A 16,929-nucleotide genomic window follows, 5' to 3' on the forward strand; every position below is an offset into this window, starting at 1 on the left:
AAGATGTCAAATAATGCTTTATAAAACAATTCCAGTATGAATAAAATACAATTCCATTTGGAATAAAGTTTTTCTATAAAAATATTACCTTTACAAACATAAAAATTATGTAATATGAATAACGGCATAGGTTTCAAAATAAAAAGATTGAGAGAACAGAAAGAAATTTCTCAAGAAACTTTGGCATATCAATTAGACATTTCTCAAAGTTATCTCAGTAAAATAGAAAACGGAGTAATAGAAAAAATTGATTTCCTTTTTATGCAAAAGATAGCCGATTTTTTCAAGGTAGAACCGCAATATTTTTTGGAAGACCAGATCGTTCAAAACAATACCGATAATAACCATAATTCTGCTGTGGGCAATATTTATAGTACTGTCACAATACATAATACAATTTCTGAAAATGTCTTAGAAAATTTAATTGAAAACCAAAAACAGCTAACAGTACAACAGGAACAAATAACTCAACTTATGACAATGCAAAATAAGTTAATGGAAAGTTTACTAAAGAATTAAATTTATAGAGAATAAAGTCTGCTGCTATTAGGAATTCTTTATAAAATAAATTTTTAGACTATCTTTTTATTCTTTTTCACATGCGTGGTGAATAGTGGGATAGAAATCAAAGAAAGTATTACTTGTATTTTCACGCATAATGAGATAGGGATAAACTCGGCTCATGGTTTTATTCCAAACTGGTTTTAAGGTTTGTGATAACCTAAATCACCAAGAAACTTTGAATAAAAAAAATACCTTTTAATATTATAATCTATTAGGTGATTAAATCTGGCCTGAGATATTTTTTATCGAGTAAGAAAAACGGCTATATCAATAATTCTTTACAATTCAGAATATATTTTTTCAAGTCTCAGTTTTGATAATAGAAGATATTAGTCTTTGTTCATAACTAAACTCTTTTTTACAAGTAAGAATACTCGGTTGCCCTGTTAATAATTACCGAAGCTCCTGTACATAAAGTGAGCTTTGCCGATTATGTTATGACATGCAAAGAATCTTACTCAAGTATAGCATTTATTTTCTGATTCTGTCAACGTTTAGGTTTACGTCATTTTCTGCTATGCATAAATACTTAAAAGCTGACAGGACAAAAAACAAGATCAAAATAAAAACCAGTGGGTTACTTTGGTTTTGCAATTTCAGATATTTTCAAATTCTGGATGTCAAGTTTTGACAAGTTTTTATCATCTTCTGTTCTTTGTTTTTCTATATTTAAAGTATTTTAATATTGGTTTTGTAGGTTTCAAACATTAACATTTACTCTACAACATTTCATACTTTTTGATTTGGGTTATTTTACTGGGTTTTTGGGATTTTATTTCTCTTTAATATTAATTAAAACACTTTTAAATTTCATTTAAACACTATTTCTAACCTTATCAACATCTTTTTTAGTTTCCTTATCCAATTGCTCCCAATAAGAAAACATCTGTTCAGAAAGGGTACTGTTATCTATTCCAATATATTCCAGAAACTCCTTTTCTGTTTTATGGCCTGTAACACTCATAATGATAGCAGTAGGAATTTTTGTATAATACATCGTGGCAAAGGTTCTTCTACAAATATGGGAAGAAGCTAATTCATGCATAGGATAATCACCAAATACAAAATGTTTTTTATCATAATCATATACCCGTCCATACTCTATCCTATCAATACCTGCCAGTTTGCAAATCTTTTTTAGATTCTCATTAAAAATAGTTTTCGCACTTTCTATATTTTCTGAAAATCGAGCAGGAAACTTGCCCACTCTTTTATCCAGTATCTTTCTTACTTCAATATGAATAGGAACCAAAACAGGAGCCTTAGTTTTCTTCTGACTCAGGTTAATAAATTCTTTACCATTAATCATAAGAATTCTTTCAGTGGTCATTCTGAAAAGATCAGAAGCCCTCTGACCAGTATAACATCCAATGATCAGCCAATCACGAGTTTGTTCTAGCCTTTCTCCTACAAGCAGTAAGTCCTGTATCTTTTTTAACTCTTCAATTTTTAAATAAGGGGTTGGGGTAAATGTTGTAAATCCTTTGATTTCTGTAAGCTGATCATGCACTTCTATATTATCAATTTTAGCATCTTTAAATATTGTTTTGGTATACTTCAGATATTTTCCAACCGTGTTATCATTTAAATTCTGTTTTCTCAAAAAAGAAACAAATCTATTACCGATCGAAATATTATAGTCCGATACTTTCAACTTCTTTTTTTCAGTCTTCAAAAAATCCTGAAATTTATTTATTATAGTCAGATGCTTTTGCTGAGTTCTTTTTGAAATGGGTTTACCTTTATATTTCCGGTATGGCAGAATATTAAGTGTATAATGTACTAAATAATTTTCTATAAAATCCAACTGCTCTGTTTTTCTCCCACCTGAATAATAAGCTTCTATGATTTCTTCTAGCCACTCTCCATTAATAATCTCACTCTCTGAACGTTTTCTGTACTGTTCTAAAATAAATGCTTTCAGCTTATCTAAAACACTTTCCAATTCATTTTGTCGATATTGATCTTCCCTGCTTAATGCCGTTCTTTGGATCACCATTCCTTTTTTAGCATTCCAATCCTCTGGATTAATAGTCTCTCTTGTAGCTCTTTTATATACTTTATTTGCCCCTATAGAAAAACGAGCATGTAATGTGGAATTAGGTTTCTTTGACTGGAGTATATATTTTAAAGTGGCCATAATTGAATGGTTGAATTTTGAATAAGACAAATTTAACCATTTAGTCAATATCTAGTCAATTTTATTGCTTTTTATTTTAAATCTATTTTAATTCATTTAACTAATAGCGAAACAAAACTAAATATAAATAACTTATTATCAATAATTTAAAATAATCGCAAAATACAAGCCATATAATATAAATTTAAGTTAATTAAATCATTACACTCCCTGTGGGTCTACCAACCATCCTTTTTTAAGGGTGGTTTTTGTTTTTCTAATATATAGTCAATAAGTTATTTTTTTCATAATTTATACCTTGTTTGGATAAAATATGATTCCGTTCCAAGAAACGGAATCATATTTCATATTTCAAAATGTCATTGAGGAGTTTATTCATAGAGGAAACTAAATAATTCACATAACGGTTTTTCATCTGGAATATCATCAGCAGAAAGTATTAAAAAATGAATTACCGGCACTGAAACTTCTATAACCTTAGATATTTTTTCCAATGTTTCATCTACAAATAATATTATCCTTTGATAACTTACGATATAGCAGTTGTACTTTTATCTATACTTTCAGGTAATGAGGATGACTATGGATCAAAGTTCTATATGGCATACATTACACTAAAGGACTTGTGTGATATTTTAAAATATGAAATAATATAGTATAAAGAATCAAAAATAAAAGATGATTATTAGTAGTCTTTTTTAAAGAATAAGAAGTATAGTTTTTAATCCCACGCTGTCGCGCGAATCCTTTCGCATGGCATTTTTATTACAACTACTTTGTATAAATCCTCCTAATTTATATTTTACCAAAACCTATCTTATAAATAAAAAGCCTGTTGATAATATTCAACAAAAAAGACAGCAACCCATTGTTGCTGTCCCTTTGATATAAAAACATTACATTATTAAACAAGATCAAATCGGTCCAGATTCATCACTTTCGTCCAGGCTGCCACAAAATCATTAATAAATTTACCTTGTGCATCTGCACTTCCGTAAACCTCAGCCACAGCTCTTAATTCAGAATTGGATCCAAAAACAAGATCGGCACGGGTTGCTGTCCATTTTGGCTGACCTGTTTTACGATCTGTTCCAATATACACTTCTTTATCGTCTGACATTGCCTTCCATTGAGTTCCCATATCCAGAAGATTTACAAAGAAATCATTCGTAAGAGCTCCGGGACGGTTGGTAAATACACCATGTTTCGAGCCATCAAAGTTAGCATCCAGGGCACGCATACCTCCTACCAACACCGTTAGTTCCGGAGCCGTAAGGGTTAATAACTGGGCTTTATCAATCAACAGAGATTCTGTAGACACGGTGAATTTTCTTTTCAGATAATTACGGAATCCGTCAGCAACCGGCTCCAGGTATCCCATAGATTCAATGTCGGTTTGTTCCTGAGAAGCATCCATTCTTCCCGGAGCAAAAGGAACTTTTATCTCAAGGCCCGCATTTTTTGCAGCAGATTCTACGGCGGCATTTCCTGCTAAAACAATTACATCTGCTAAAGATATTTTCTTACTTCCGTTTTGAGCATTGAATTCGTTTTGGATTCCTTCCAGTACTCCTAATACCTTTTGTAATTGGGCAGGATTATTGACTTCCCAGTTCTTTTGAGGCTCCAGCCTGATTCTGGCTCCGTTTGCTCCGCCACGCTTATCACTTCCTCTGAAAGTGGATGCTGAAGCCCATGCCGTAGAGACCAGTTCAGAAATACTCAATCCTGAATTCAGTACTTTAGCTTTAAGAAATTCAACATCAGAATCATTAACCAATTCATGGTTTACTTCCGGAATAGGATCCTGCCAGATCAGTTCTTCCTGCGGAACATCAGGTCCAAGGTAGCGCGCACGAGGCCCCATATCTCTGTGGGTTAATTTAAACCATGCTCTTGAGAATGCGTCTGCAAAGGCATCGGGGTTTTCATAAAAATGTCTTGAGATTTTTTCATACACAGGATCCAGCCTCAGCGAAAGGTCTGTTGTCAACATAGTAGGTCTGTGTTTTTTAGAAGAATCGAAGGCATCAGGAATAATTTCTGCTCCGTCTTTCGCTACCCATTGGTGAGCTCCGGCAGGGCTTTTTGTCAGTTCCCATTCATTTTCAAATAGGTTTTTAAAGAAATAATTGCTCCATTGAGTTGGAGTTTCTGTCCAGGTTACTTCCAGTCCACTCGAGATTGCATCTCTTCCGCTTCCGGATTTATAAGTACTTGCCCAGCCAAGACCCTGTTGCTCAATTCCTGCACCTTCCGGTTCTTTACCCACATGATCTGCAGGACCGGCACCGTGAGTCTTACCAAAAGTATGTCCTCCTGCAATCAAAGCTACGGTTTCCTCATCATTCATCGCCATACGCCCGAAAGTATCACGTATATCCTTAGCGGCTGCGATCGGATCAGGATTTCCGTCAGGACCTTCAGGATTTACATAGATTAATCCCATTTGTACCGCGGCCAGTGGCTTTTCAAGATTTCTTGAGTGAATATCTCCGTCTGCGTCATCATCTGTAGGAAGTACTGCAGAACGTCCCTCTACTACACCTTCCGAGCCATGGGCATACCGTAAGTCACCTCCCAGCCACGTTTTTTCTGATCCCCAATATACATCTGCATCCGGTTCCCAGACATCCTCACGTCCACCTGCAAATCCGAATGTTTTGAATCCCATAGATTCCAGAGCAATATTTCCTGTAAGAATTAAAAGGTCAGCCCATGAAATATTTCTGCCATATTTTTGTTTGATAGGCCATAATAATCTTCTTGCTTTATCCAGACTTACGTTATCCGGCCAGCTATTCAAAGGGGCAAAACGCTGTTGCCCAGCTCCTGCTCCTCCTCTACCATCTCCTACACGATAAGTTCCTGCACTGTGCCATGCCATACGGATAAACAGAGGACCATAATGTCCGAAATCTGCCGGCCACCAATCTTGTGAATCAGTCATTAAAGCATGAAGATCTCTTTTTACAGCTTCAAGATCAAGATTTTTAAATGCTTCGGCATAATCAAAATCTTTATCCATAGGGTTCGATAAAGATGAATGCTGACGCAGAAGATCTACTCTAAGCTGATCAGGCCACCAATCCTGGTTTTGGGTTCCTCCACCTGCTACGTTCTTTTTCATGGTTCCGTTGTGAAACGGGCATTTACTGATGTCATTCAAATCTTTTTCCATTGTCGTTTATTTATTTTTTATGTTGATTAGCAATTTTCTCTGTTGTAAGAACATGACAAACTTACAACGTTCATTTAATAAATACAATCTATTAATAATTATTTCAATGATAGTTAAAAACTATAAAATAATATTTCCAACGTGATGTGTTCCAAGGTGGAATTGTGGTATTAAGTTAGTCATTTTTTACATCCAATCAGTTACTTATACCCAATTTAGAATAACTCAATGTAAGGAAGAGTTTTAGTTGGAAGCAGGAAACCCGGAGACTGGAAGTTGTAGCAGACGGAAAAATAATTTTGTGTACATAAAAGTAATAAGTATAAAAATTGAAAACGTGGCCAATCCGTTTTCAATACTTTCCACGTCATTTTTCCAGCTTCTCGCCTCACCCCCCTTCTTCAAAAAAATTACTTATCTTTATATTTCACTAAACATGACCATTTATGAAAAAAATATTAGTTATCATTCTTGTGGCATTTATTATGATTCAGTTTTTTCCTATCGATAAAACCAATCCTGCTCCAACTCCGGGAATGGATTTTCTCAGAATTAAAAAGACGCCGGATCCCATTGCCAAAATCATTCGTACTTCGTGTTATGACTGTCATTCCAACGAAACGAAATATCCATGGTATGCTAATATTTCACCTGCCTCATGGTACGTCAAAAATCATATTGACGAAGGAAGAAAAAATCTGAATTTTTCTACCTTTGCAGTATACGAACCCAAGAGGCAACTTCATAAACTGGAAGAATGCATAGAAATGATTGAGAAGAAAGAAATGCCTCTTGAGTCCTATTATATTGGACATCAGAATGCAAAACTGACAGACATCCAACGCGCTGATCTTGTCAGCTATTTTAAAAAGACCAAAGAAGAAACAGAGAGAGGAATTATGTTTAACAAATAGAAATTGTGGAAAACTGGGAACATAAATATATTGTATTTTTTGACGGAGATTGTGGAGTCTGCAATTTCTGGGTACAATGGATTATTGAACGGGATACGAAAGATCAGTTCATGTTTGCTTCATTACAATCTGAATTCGGACAGCAATTTCTGTCTGAGCGAGGATTGGAAACAAAGGAATTCAACACTATGTATCTTTGGAAGCCCAAACAATATTACCTGATTAAATCAAGAGCTGTTCTTAAAATAGCCAATTTGCTGGGAGGAATCTATAAACTTTCGGCGATTGGAAAAATTATTCCCCGTTTTTTAAGCGATAAGGTGTACGATGCTATTTCAAGAAACAGGATGAAACTGGCGAACCAAAAATGTTACTTACCAGATAAGCATCAGAAGAAAAAATTTATTCAGATTTAATAATATAATCTCCCGCAGATCTTACAGATTTTCCAGAGAGCATTTGTAAAACAATTGCACAAAATCTATATTTTCAGCAAAATCTGCGAGAATTATAATTATTTGATACATAATGCAGAGTGAATCCATCACTCTTTACTCATAAATTAAGCGACCATACCGAATAACTATTCGGAGGGCACTGGATTTTCACCCACTTATCCCCTTGCGTCGTCGGATACCAGCCTGAATTTCCTGTAAAATCTTTGATCTGCTGACTGCTCCAGTTTGTCTCGATCCATCGTTCCTGCCAGCTGGAAGAGGTATTAATATAGACAACGAGTCCCGGATTTCCGTTGTACCCGTTACGTCTCGCAATATATTCATCATTATCGGTATATAAAATAGAAGTAGTTCCTGTCGCTTTGTTATTATGGACCCAGATCAGATTATTCATTCTTTCTTTGTTCAGCCACTCTTCATAATCTCTGTAAAAAATAGTAGGATAACCTTCATGGGTTAAGATGTAGGCATATGCCGGCATTTTATTGTTGATGATATCGGTATCATGATTGGCCACAAAAGTAACGGCCTTGTAGGGATTTCTTTTCCACATCATATCATCATTCAAAACATTTAAATTGCCATTATCAAAGGCTTCATCCATCTTATAATAGGCAGCAAAATCAAAAACGGAGCTGTTGGCATTATTGGCCCACGATTCCAGAGTATTGACATTGGAATCCCATAGTTCCCCAACGGAAAAGCCTCCTACTTTAGAATTCCATGTACTGACTACCCATGGTCCGAATCCTTTAACGTAATCGAATCTCCATCCATCAAATTTCATTATATTTTTATAATATTTTGCTACAGAATCATCCCTGCCCCACAACCAATCCTGTACATGCGGGTTGGCATGGCACAAATCGGGAAATCCTCCGAATGAACCTTCATCGTTGTTTCCGTATGCATTTTTATAAAAGTCGTTATAATTTCTTTGAAATTTTCCCGAGGCCACTCCCGAGAAATCTGTCCACGTATTGGTTCCCGTAAAAGGATTGGCTTCAGATTGCCCGCCACTATTATGATTGATGACGATATCAGCATATACCTGCATATTTTCAGCATGGGCTTTTGTAATTAAAGCTTCCAGCTCTGTTCTTGATCCGAAACGGGTTTCTACAGTTCCGTTTTGATTAAAATTTCCAAAATCATAATAATCTGTAGGGTCGTATCCCATGGACAAGGGACCATTCTGAGCCTTTGAAGCCGGCGGCAGCCATACTGCACCGATACCCGCAGTAGACCATGCTGTCAGTTTATCTTTAACGGTGTTCCACCAATTTCCTCCCTCAGGAACATCCCAGTAAAATCCCTGCATCAAAACGCCGCCACCGGGACCTGCTACAAATTTTCCCTGAGCTCCTGAGCCTTTTCCGGTATCAAATGGTCTTCCGTCATGACTGGTAACATTGACTATTTTGTCATGAACTTCCTGCTGTTGGGAAGACTTATTAATAATCTCATCATTATTCTGACAGGAAACAACGAGTCCTAAAGCCAGTATTGAAGGCAGAAAATATGTTTTTTTCATTGTACTATTTAATTATCATTTTATTAAGTAAGTTACGATTTAATTGAAAACAAATTCCATTTAAAGTGAAATATGATAATTTTCATCAGAAAATCATATTAAAACAACGATCAGTATTTTCATTAAAAAATCATAAATTTTCAAGATTCTCGAAACAATTTTTCTTTTAATGCATATATTTGCATTCTATGGAATACAACACCCAAAAAACTCAGCTTCACATGCCGGAATATGGCAGAATTATACAACAGTTGGTTGAGCGCTGTAAAGAACTTCCTACCAAAGAGGAAAGGAATGAAATGGCTATGGCAATCATCGATTTTATGGGTCAGAGAAACCCGCAACTTCGTGATGAAGAAAATTATAAACATAAAATTTGGGATCATCTTTTTATTCTGTCAGACTATGATTTGGACGTAGACTCTCCTTATCCGTTTCCAACGATGGAGCAGCTGGCAGAAAAACCTAAAAGAATGGAATACCCAAAACTTCAAGGTGATTTTAAATTTTACGGAAAAAGTATTCTTCAATTAATAGAAAAAGCAATTGAACTGGAGACGGGCGATGAAAAAGAAGCCCTTATCGAAGTCATTGCCAATAATATGAAGAAATCATATAATGTATATAATAAAGAGCACGTAACGGATGATGTTATTTTTCGCCATCTAAAGGAATTGTCTGAAAACAGACTCGATCTTACCGGAATTGATTCTCTTGAAAAAAGTAAGATCTATTATACCAGCAATAATAACCGGAATAATAACAATAACAACAACCGGAACAATAACAATAATAACAAAAATCAACCTAACAAGAAAAGGCATAACAATAATCATAAAAACAGAAAATAATGAGTGGAACATTTCAGATAAGAGGAGGAAAAAGACTGCAGGGTGAAATAACTCCACAAGGGGCCAAAAATGAGGCCCTACAGATTTTGTGTGCAGTTTTACTAACTGACGAAGAGGTAAGAATTAAAAATATTCCTGACATCCATGACGTTAACAGGTTGATTGAAATTCTTGGAGATTTCGGAGTAAAAGTAACTAAAAACGGACACGGAGATTATACCTTCAAAGCCGATCAGGTAAATTTTGATTATATAAAATCCAACGAATTCAAAAAAGACGGAGCCAAATTACGTGGGTCTATCATGCTGATGGGGCCAATGCTGGCACGTTACGGAGAAGCTTATATGCCAACACCGGGAGGTGATAAGATCGGAAGAAGAAGATTAGACACCCACTTCCAGGGACTGGTGGAGCTTGGTGCTGAATTCAACTATGATGAAGAAGAGTATTTCTATTCTTTAAAAGCAAAAGAACTTAGAGGAAAATTCATTTTGCTGGAAGAAGCTTCTGTAACCGGAACCGCAAACATTGTCATGGCGGCTGCCCTGGCAAAAGGAAAAACAAGAATCTACAACGCTGCCTGTGAACCTTATCTTCAGCAATTGTGTAAAATGCTGAACAGAATGGGTGCCAACATCTCAGGAATCGGTTCCAACCTTCTTACCATTGAAGGAGTAGAATATTTGAGGGGTACAGAGCATACCATGCTTCCGGATATGGTAGAAATCGGATCCTGGATTGGTCTTGCGGCCATGACAAAGTCTGAAATTACCATTAAAAATGTAAACTGGAACCAGTTAGGAGTTATTCCGAATACATTCAGGAAATTAGGAATTCAACTTGAGCAAAGCGGTGATGACATTTACATCCCTGCTCAGGAACATTATAAAATTCAGAAATTTATTGACGGATCGATCCTGACTATTTCTGATGCCCCATGGCCGGGATTCACTCCGGATTTATTATCCATTATCCTTGTTGTGGCTACTCAGGCGAAAGGTAGTATTTTGGTTCACCAGAAAATGTTTGAATCCAGATTATTTTTCGTTGATAAATTGATCGATATGGGTGCCCAGATTATTTTATGTGATCCGCACAGGGCTACTGTAATCGGTTTAAATCAGGAAGCTCCGTTGAGAGGGACCACCATGGTTTCCCCGGATATCAGAGCCGGAAACGCCCTTCTGATTGCAGCTCTTTCTGCAGAAGGAAAATCCATTATCCACAATATCGAGCAGATCGACAGAGGATATGAAAATATCGATGGAAGATTAAAAGCAATCGGAGCCGATATCGAAAGAATCTAGAAATTTATTTTTATTACTATAGAGCGTTCAGAGTGATCTGAGCGCTTTTTTATGAGTACGTCCATTAAAAAAGTAAATCTGATTATATGGTATGAGCATGGAAGCTTTCGTGTAGGAATTCATTTTTTATCGCTTTGTAAACCACCCCGTCAAAAATTCTTTGAATTTTTGCCACCCCTCCAGAGGAGGGGAATTTTAGTTACATCAATTAGATTTGTACAGGATTAAGGATTTACTGAAGATCTATTTTTGTATCTGTTCTTTTTTCCACCTTGCAATATTTGTGTAATCCGCGGGAATATAAAACCATTCTTACTATAAAATAAAAGTGCCCGGCAATACCGGGCACTTTCGTAATTAAAACTATATGAATCTCCTTATAAGTACGTTCTGCAGGTATATTCCACTGTTGTACTCAAAAGTTTATTTTTATTCAGATAAAAATCAAGTTGCTGATAATCTTCTGAACTGACTTTAATGTATAATTGAACGGTTCCAAAGCTATACCCGTTTACATATTCAACGTTAGCAGATAAGACTCTGTGACAAATCCCGAATTGATTGTAGATAGCATGCATTAAATGTTCAAATTTCATTTTGCCATTCAACTCTATTTCCAGGATCAATTCTTTTTTGGGCAGGTTAATTTTATTTTGCAAAACCTGCGGGCTAGGATTAGTTGTAATCATTGCTAAACATTTTGGGTTAAACATATTCAGATCATATTACTTTCTGCGTTAAATCTGTCACAAAAATATAAAAAAATATTAGTCCACCAAATTAGTAGACTAATATTTTTTAAATTTTAACAAAAAAAGAAGCCTTTTGAGCTTCTTTTGTCTTTAGAGTTCTGTAATTCTTTCCAGTTTATCCGAACCTGCCAACCCGTTGGGATTGCAACCCGGCTCTCCTTCAGGAACTTTCAAATTCCTGCTTTTATAAAATTCTTCCCAAAATGTATTGGTTTTACCGGTTTTGGGGTCGATAAAAGTCATCGGTTCAAGTTTAAAAATATGGTCTTCCCTGAAAACTCTTTCCACAAAATCTGAACAGTAGTAAGAATTTTCATCAAGGATATAAGTAAAGTTATAAGGTCTACCCAACATTGAGTTTGCCTTTTCAATAGCAACCGGAATCGCCTTTTGGTATTCAGGTTTCAGACGATAAACGACTACCCGTTGCCCCTCACTCCTGCGATCTTTCATAAATGCTTCAAAAGCCTGTTTCTGGGAACCACCTTTGGGCGCTGCATGCAATACGAATCCTTTACTTCCGTCTTTCTCTAGCATACCGATGTGATCAAAAGAGGCCTTCTTTTCTTTTTGGGTGACATTATTGATGGCTCCCGATAATCCTGTCTCTTTTGCCGTTACAAAAAGCAAATCACCGTTTTTAAGCTGTGATATCGGAGAGGTTTTACATCCTGTCAACAGCAGAATCATAAAGAATAAAACTCCGCAAATGGCTGCTTTTTTAATCTTTTTATAAGAAGATATTTTAATTTCTGACATTCAAATCGTATTTCGTGATCAAAATTACAAAATAGAATTCATTACATTTGTGTGAAGTATTCACCAGGCCTCATACCATCCAAATATTCCAACATTCTTATGCCACATATTTTATTAGTTGAAGACGATGACAGACTTTCAAAACTGATTACAAAAGGTCTTCAGGAAGCTGAATTTGAAGTAAGTATGGCTTACGACGGAAATACGGGGCTGAAGCTTGCCTTGCAGACCAATTTTGATCTTGTGGTAACTGATATTGTTCTTCCGCACAAAAGCGGTATTGAGTTTTGTCATGAAATAAAAGCACTGAAACCAAACCTCCCGGTAATTATGCTGACCGCACTAGGAACAACCGATGATAAACTTGAAGGATTTGATGCCGGAGCTGACGATTACATGACCAAACCTTTTGAAATGAGGGAGCTGATTGCGAGAATTAAGGTCCTTTTAAAACGGTTTTCTCAGCAGAAACAGCAACAGGTTTTTGTTCTAAAGTATGAAGGAATTGAAATGAATCTGGAACAAAAAACAGTCAGCAGAAATCATATACCGATCAAATTAACGCCAAAAGAATTTAATTTACTTAAGTTCATGATGGAAAATTCGGAGCGTGTTCTTTCCCGTAGTGAAATTGCTGAAAAAGTATGGGAAACCCACTTTGATACGGGAACTAACTTTATTGATGTTTACATTAATTATCTCAGAAAAAAGATTGATAAAGATTTTGATGTCAAACTAATCCATACCAAGGCAGGGATGGGCTTTATCCTGAAAAAAGACTACGAAACCGGCACTACCCAGATGAACTAAAACCAGAAAGATGAAAATAAGAACCAGGCTTACACTGCTTTTTACTTTAATCACGGCAATGCTGCTAAGTATTTACAGCATTTCGATTTATTATTCATCCAAAGAAGCCAGAGAAAAATCTTTTTACGGCGAGCTGCAAAACGAAGCGATTGCCAAAGCCGATTTGTTTTTCCAGAGTTCACTTCCGGAACAGGAAATGCATCAACTTTATAAAAATAACAACAGAACCCTCAATGAAGTTCAGGTCGCCATTTATGACAACAATAAAGAACTTATATATCACGACGATGCCAAAGTAGATTATGTGAAAGAAACTCCGGCGATGCTCTCGGAAATATTCCTGAAAAAGAAAATCAGCTTCTTTCTGGATGATTTACAGGTGATTGGAATGGTTTACCAGTACAACGGAAAATCTTATGCCGTAACAGCTGCTGCTTACGACAAATATGGGTATGAATTTCTCACCCACTTACTGACCATCAGCATTATTGCCTTTATCAGCATTTTAATCCTGATTTACCTTGCCGGAATACTGCTTTCAAAAAAAGCATTAAGTCCGCTCAGTGACATGGTCAGTCAGATTAAAAAAATTACTGCAGGAAGATTACAGCTAAGACTCCAGACTACTGCTGAAAAAAAAGATGAACTGAATGAGTTGGCTCAAAATTTCAACGGCATGCTCGAACGTCTTGAAAATTCTTTTGATGCTCAAAAATATTTCGTTTCCAACATTTCTCATGAGCTCAGAACGCCTCTGTCAGCAATTATTACCGAGCTCGAACTGGCTTCTGAAAAAGATCAAACCAAAGAAGAATACCAACAAACGATTCGGTATGCCTTGGGTGATGCCCGTAACATGGTGAAGCTCTCCAACAGTCTGATGGACCTTGCCAAAGCCAGCTATGATCCCAACGAAATCAGTTTTTCTGAAGTACGTCTGGATGAAGTTCTTCTGGAATCCTATTCTAAAACTATCAAAGAAAACGAGGGTTACCGGGCATTATTGAATATTGCTGACACAGTTGAAGAACAGCAGCTGGTTATTCAGGGAAATGAATATCTTCTCAAGGTTGCCTTTAATAACCTCATCGATAATGCATGTAAATATTCGCCGGAACATTTGTGTTCTATTGAAGTGAATGCAACAGAAGGTACTCTTCAAATCCGTTTTATCAATACAGGAATTGTTATTTCTCCCAAAGATTTAGAACATATTTTTGAACCTTTTTACAGAAGTGAAAATGCAAAAAAAGAAAAGGGTCATGGTATCGGGCTTTTCCTGACGGAAAAAATCATTCATCTTCACAATGCAGTTATTACGGTAACATCGGATAATAAGGCTACTATTTTTACCATAATTTTTACCATCTGATTTCTATATTTAACGACAAAAATCTCACTTAAAGATATTTATTCATTAATGATATTTTTTAATGGCTGTTGGCTCTCTTACTAAAAACAGTCGTTCCTATACTTGCTGCAATTACACAGATAATGGAAATCCACTGCAGGAAACTCAGGTCTTCTGCAAGGAATATCAATCCTGAAAGCGCTGCAAATGCAGGTTCAAGGCTCATCAGAATGCTGAATGTTTTTGCCGGCAATCTTTTCAATGCCATAATTTCCAGCGAGAATGGCAATGCACTTGATAAAATAGCCACGCCTAATCCTTTCATAAAAATAACAGGTGTAAGATTGAAAACGGCTCCATCCCATATCGTAAAGGGAATAATAACCAGGCTGGCGAATATCATTCCGGTAGTGACTGCGTCTTTCCCATCCATAATTTTGGCTACTTTTCCGCCCATAACAATATAGACCGCCCAAAACATCCCGGCAAGAAATGCCAGTCCGAGGCCGATTAAATCCACATGATCACTCTTCCAGGGAACAATCAGTAATATTCCGACACAGGCAAGCAATGCCCAGACCACATCCAACAGTTTACGCGAAAGTGCCAGTGCAAGAAACAAAGGTCCTGCAAACTCCACGGTAACCGCCAGTCCCAACGGAATTCTTTGAATGGCCATATAAAAAATAAGATTCATTGCTGCCAGACCTATTCCGTACAAGGCACAATATTTCCATTTTTGGGCAGTAAACTGTAAAAATTTCGGACGGTTAATCAACGTTAGCAAAACAGCGGATAACACAATCCTCAAGGTAACCGTTCCGATAGGTCCTATCAAAGGAAAAAGCTGCTTCGCAATGGAAGCCCCTCCCTGGACACAAATAATGGCCAAAAGCGTTGCGGGTATCGCTATATTTGAATTCTTCATTTCTAAAATCTCATCTTAATATAACCCATCTTTGGAAAAGAATTTTCCGGACCTGAGTAATTTTTCCGCTATAAATCACAATTGAAGTTTATAGTCTACACTAGTTTGCCACAAATGTATTGAAATTTTGTTTTTTATCCTGGATACAGATCTCAACTTATTAGCACGTCTTACTTTCAAGGTTATTCTACAAAAACCGATATTCCGTTAATCTCTGTACCCCAAATTTAATCAGGATACCTTGGTTTTAAATCACGATAGGTTTGTATAAAAACGCACCAATAATTTCACCTATCTTCTCTGATATAGACACAATCAGAATTAAAATTTTATGATTTATCTGGTAAGAAGGTTTCATTATACAATGGCAAGTGATAGTATCATGTGATACTATCAAATATATACTTTCTAATAATTTTCTAATAACATTCTAAGACCTTTCTAACAGCCTTTCTCCAAAGCTCACAATACCTTTGCAGCAAATAAAAACCCCTATGGATACGGATTCATCCCATTATTACAACCATTAAGTATTCTCCTCTATATCTTTCTGTATAGCGGCTGAATGCTATAAAAAAACAGAAAGATTATGACTACACCGGAATTTACAATTCGTCTCTTTACCGCATTTGCCCTTGGCGCCAGTATTGGTTTTGAAAGACAATGGCGTCAGAAAAGCGCGGGTCTTCGCACCAATACTCTGGTGTGTCTGGGTTCTGCGGCATTTGTTCTTTTATCCATCAGGATCGGAGGTGATGCCACCGGAAGAATAGCTTCTTATATCGTAAGTGGTATCGGCTTTCTGGGTGGTGGAGTGATCATGAAAGACGGACTGACCGTTCGGGGACTCAATACGGCCGCCACCATCTGGTGTTCTGCATCCGTCGGTGCTCTCAGTGCGATGGGCTATCCTTTTGAAGCAGCTATTACCACCGGTTTTATCATCCTTACCCATGTTATTCTCCGCCCGCTAGGTGTAAGACTTGGTAATAATATCAACAGCAGAAGCCATTACACTGAATACCTTCTTACTATTAAATGCAAAAGTGAAGTAGAAAATCACATCAGAGTACAGCTGATGCAGTCTTTAAGCGGAAATGACAAGGTATTGCTGAAATCTCTCACCAGCGATGATAATGGCTTACCAGAGAATGCCATCATTACGGCGGAAGTTCACTCTTCCACTCCACAGGACAGTTTTATGGAAAAAACAGCCAGCAGATTGACGATCGAGGATAAGGTCATCAAAGTAAGCTGGGAAATTATAGGTACTGAAAACGATTTATAGCATTTGAAATCGCCATGATTAGCAAACACAAATGAAGATGACGCGATGCTGTATGACCTTAAAAACAATAAATCACTCCGTATAAACAACAA

General features: G+C 36.5%; 14 protein-coding genes. 8 read left to right on the forward strand and 6 right to left on the reverse strand.

Annotated features, from left to right (window positions below):
* The first annotated feature begins 114 nt into the window (after positions 1-114).
* The gene (locus tag M030_RS24935) at positions 115-519 is read left to right on the forward strand and encodes a helix-turn-helix domain-containing protein (protein WP_051585032.1); all 405 of its coding nucleotides are present in this window, start codon (positions 115-117) and stop codon (positions 517-519) included.
* A gap of 859 nt (positions 520-1,378) precedes the next feature.
* On the opposite strand, the gene M030_RS0111640 is transcribed toward M030_RS24935, so the two are convergent.
* Both M030_RS0111640 and katG read right to left on the reverse strand, forming a co-directional pair.
* The gene (locus M030_RS0111640) at positions 1,379-2,704 is read right to left on the reverse strand and encodes a phage integrase SAM-like domain-containing protein (protein WP_027373656.1); all 1,326 of its coding nucleotides are present in this window, start codon (positions 2,702-2,704) and stop codon (positions 1,379-1,381) included.
* A gap of 904 nt (positions 2,705-3,608) precedes the next feature.
* A complete protein-coding gene (gene katG, locus M030_RS0111645) occupies positions 3,609-5,885 on the reverse strand; it encodes a catalase/peroxidase HPI (protein WP_027373657.1) in 2,277 nt (758 codons plus the stop codon).
* Positions 5,886-6,331: 446 nt separating this feature from the next.
* Between katG and M030_RS0111650 the strand changes: the two genes are divergently transcribed.
* Positions 6,332-6,799, forward strand: a complete 468-nt coding sequence (locus M030_RS0111650; protein ID WP_027373658.1) for a heme-binding domain-containing protein — start codon at positions 6,332-6,334, stop codon at positions 6,797-6,799.
* A 5-nt stretch (positions 6,800-6,804) separates the two neighbouring features.
* The gene (locus M030_RS0111655; protein WP_027373659.1) at positions 6,805-7,215 is read left to right on the forward strand and encodes a thiol-disulfide oxidoreductase DCC family protein; all 411 of its coding nucleotides are present in this window, start codon (positions 6,805-6,807) and stop codon (positions 7,213-7,215) included.
* 139 nt (positions 7,216-7,354) lie between these two features.
* Here the strand turns inward: M030_RS0111655 and M030_RS0111660 are convergent, their stop codons facing one another.
* Positions 7,355-8,791: an alpha-amylase gene (locus M030_RS0111660; RefSeq protein ID WP_027373660.1), complete on the reverse strand. Its 1,437-nt coding sequence runs from the start codon at positions 8,789-8,791 to the stop codon at positions 7,355-7,357.
* A 188-nt stretch (positions 8,792-8,979) separates the two neighbouring features.
* Here M030_RS0111660 and M030_RS0111665 point away from each other — a divergent pair, with 188 nt between their 5' ends.
* Both M030_RS0111665 and murA read left to right on the forward strand, forming a co-directional pair.
* Positions 8,980-9,642, forward strand: a complete 663-nt coding sequence (locus M030_RS0111665) for a DUF4290 domain-containing protein (RefSeq protein ID WP_027373661.1) — start codon at positions 8,980-8,982, stop codon at positions 9,640-9,642.
* Complete coding sequence (gene murA, locus M030_RS0111670) at positions 9,642-10,949, forward strand: UDP-N-acetylglucosamine 1-carboxyvinyltransferase (RefSeq protein ID WP_027373662.1); 1,308 nt, start codon at positions 9,642-9,644, stop codon at positions 10,947-10,949. Before M030_RS0111665 ends, murA begins: the two co-directional genes overlap by 1 nt.
* Before the next feature lie 377 nt (positions 10,950-11,326).
* Here the strand turns inward: murA and M030_RS0111675 are convergent, their stop codons facing one another.
* Complete coding sequence (locus M030_RS0111675) at positions 11,327-11,638, reverse strand: cysteine methyltransferase (protein ID WP_027373663.1); 312 nt, start codon at positions 11,636-11,638, stop codon at positions 11,327-11,329.
* A gap of 153 nt (positions 11,639-11,791) precedes the next feature.
* Positions 11,792-12,460 carry a YiiX/YebB-like N1pC/P60 family cysteine hydrolase gene (locus tag M030_RS0111680; protein ID WP_081806331.1) on the reverse strand — a complete coding sequence of 223 codons (669 nt, stop codon included), beginning with the start codon at positions 12,458-12,460 and terminating at the stop codon, positions 11,792-11,794.
* A 99-nt stretch (positions 12,461-12,559) separates the two neighbouring features.
* On the opposite strand from M030_RS0111680, the gene M030_RS0111685 reads away from it, so the two are divergent.
* A complete protein-coding gene (locus M030_RS0111685; RefSeq protein WP_027373665.1) occupies positions 12,560-13,270 on the forward strand; it encodes a response regulator transcription factor in 711 nt (236 codons plus the stop codon).
* A gap of 10 nt (positions 13,271-13,280) precedes the next feature.
* Positions 13,281-14,642, forward strand: coding sequence for an ATP-binding protein (locus M030_RS0111690; RefSeq protein ID WP_027373666.1), 1,362 nt, complete (start codon positions 13,281-13,283; stop codon positions 14,640-14,642).
* 58 nt (positions 14,643-14,700) lie between these two features.
* On the opposite strand, the gene M030_RS0111695 is transcribed toward M030_RS0111690, so the two are convergent.
* Positions 14,701-15,549, reverse strand: coding sequence for an EamA family transporter (locus M030_RS0111695; protein ID WP_027373667.1), 849 nt, complete (start codon positions 15,547-15,549; stop codon positions 14,701-14,703).
* Positions 15,550-16,138: 589 nt separating this feature from the next.
* Between M030_RS0111695 and M030_RS0111700 the strand changes: the two genes are divergently transcribed.
* Positions 16,139-16,837 (forward strand): MgtC/SapB family protein, encoded by a 699-nt coding sequence (locus M030_RS0111700; protein WP_027373668.1) that lies wholly within the window; start codon positions 16,139-16,141, stop codon positions 16,835-16,837.
* Positions 16,838-16,929: the final 92 nt, after the last annotated feature.

This window comes from Chryseobacterium sp. UNC8MFCol, from assembly GCF_000482305.1.
In the GTDB taxonomy this organism is placed as follows: Bacteria; Bacteroidota; Bacteroidia; order Flavobacteriales; family Weeksellaceae; genus Chryseobacterium; species Chryseobacterium indologenes.

What these genes read in the sequence shown, in the direction of transcription:
- M030_RS0111640 (WP_027373656.1), bottom strand. Translation starts at nt 2,704, where the DNA reads ATGGCCACTTTAAAATATATACTCCAGTCAAAGAAACCTAATTCCACA.
- M030_RS0111665 (WP_027373661.1), top strand. Translation starts at nt 8,980, where the DNA reads ATGGAATACAACACCCAAAAAACTCAGCTTCACATGCCGGAATATGGC.
- M030_RS0111680 (WP_081806331.1), bottom strand. Translation starts at nt 12,460, where the DNA reads ATGTCAGAAATTAAAATATCTTCTTATAAAAAGATTAAAAAAGCAGCC.
- M030_RS0111660 (WP_027373660.1), bottom strand. Translation starts at nt 8,791, where the DNA reads ATGAAAAAAACATATTTTCTGCCTTCAATACTGGCTTTAGGACTCGTT.
- M030_RS0111650 (WP_027373658.1), top strand. Translation starts at nt 6,332, where the DNA reads ATGAAAAAAATATTAGTTATCATTCTTGTGGCATTTATTATGATTCAG.
- M030_RS0111700 (WP_027373668.1), top strand. Translation starts at nt 16,139, where the DNA reads ATGACTACACCGGAATTTACAATTCGTCTCTTTACCGCATTTGCCCTT.
- M030_RS0111695 (WP_027373667.1), bottom strand. Translation starts at nt 15,549, where the DNA reads ATGAAGAATTCAAATATAGCGATACCCGCAACGCTTTTGGCCATTATT.
- katG (WP_027373657.1), bottom strand. Translation starts at nt 5,885, where the DNA reads ATGGAAAAAGATTTGAATGACATCAGTAAATGCCCGTTTCACAACGGA.
- M030_RS0111685 (WP_027373665.1), top strand. Translation starts at nt 12,560, where the DNA reads ATGCCACATATTTTATTAGTTGAAGACGATGACAGACTTTCAAAACTG.
- M030_RS0111690 (WP_027373666.1), top strand. Translation starts at nt 13,281, where the DNA reads ATGAAAATAAGAACCAGGCTTACACTGCTTTTTACTTTAATCACGGCA.
- M030_RS0111675 (WP_027373663.1), bottom strand. Translation starts at nt 11,638, where the DNA reads ATGATTACAACTAATCCTAGCCCGCAGGTTTTGCAAAATAAAATTAAC.
- murA (WP_027373662.1), top strand. Translation starts at nt 9,642, where the DNA reads ATGAGTGGAACATTTCAGATAAGAGGAGGAAAAAGACTGCAGGGTGAA.
- M030_RS24935 (WP_051585032.1), top strand. Translation starts at nt 115, where the DNA reads ATGAATAACGGCATAGGTTTCAAAATAAAAAGATTGAGAGAACAGAAA.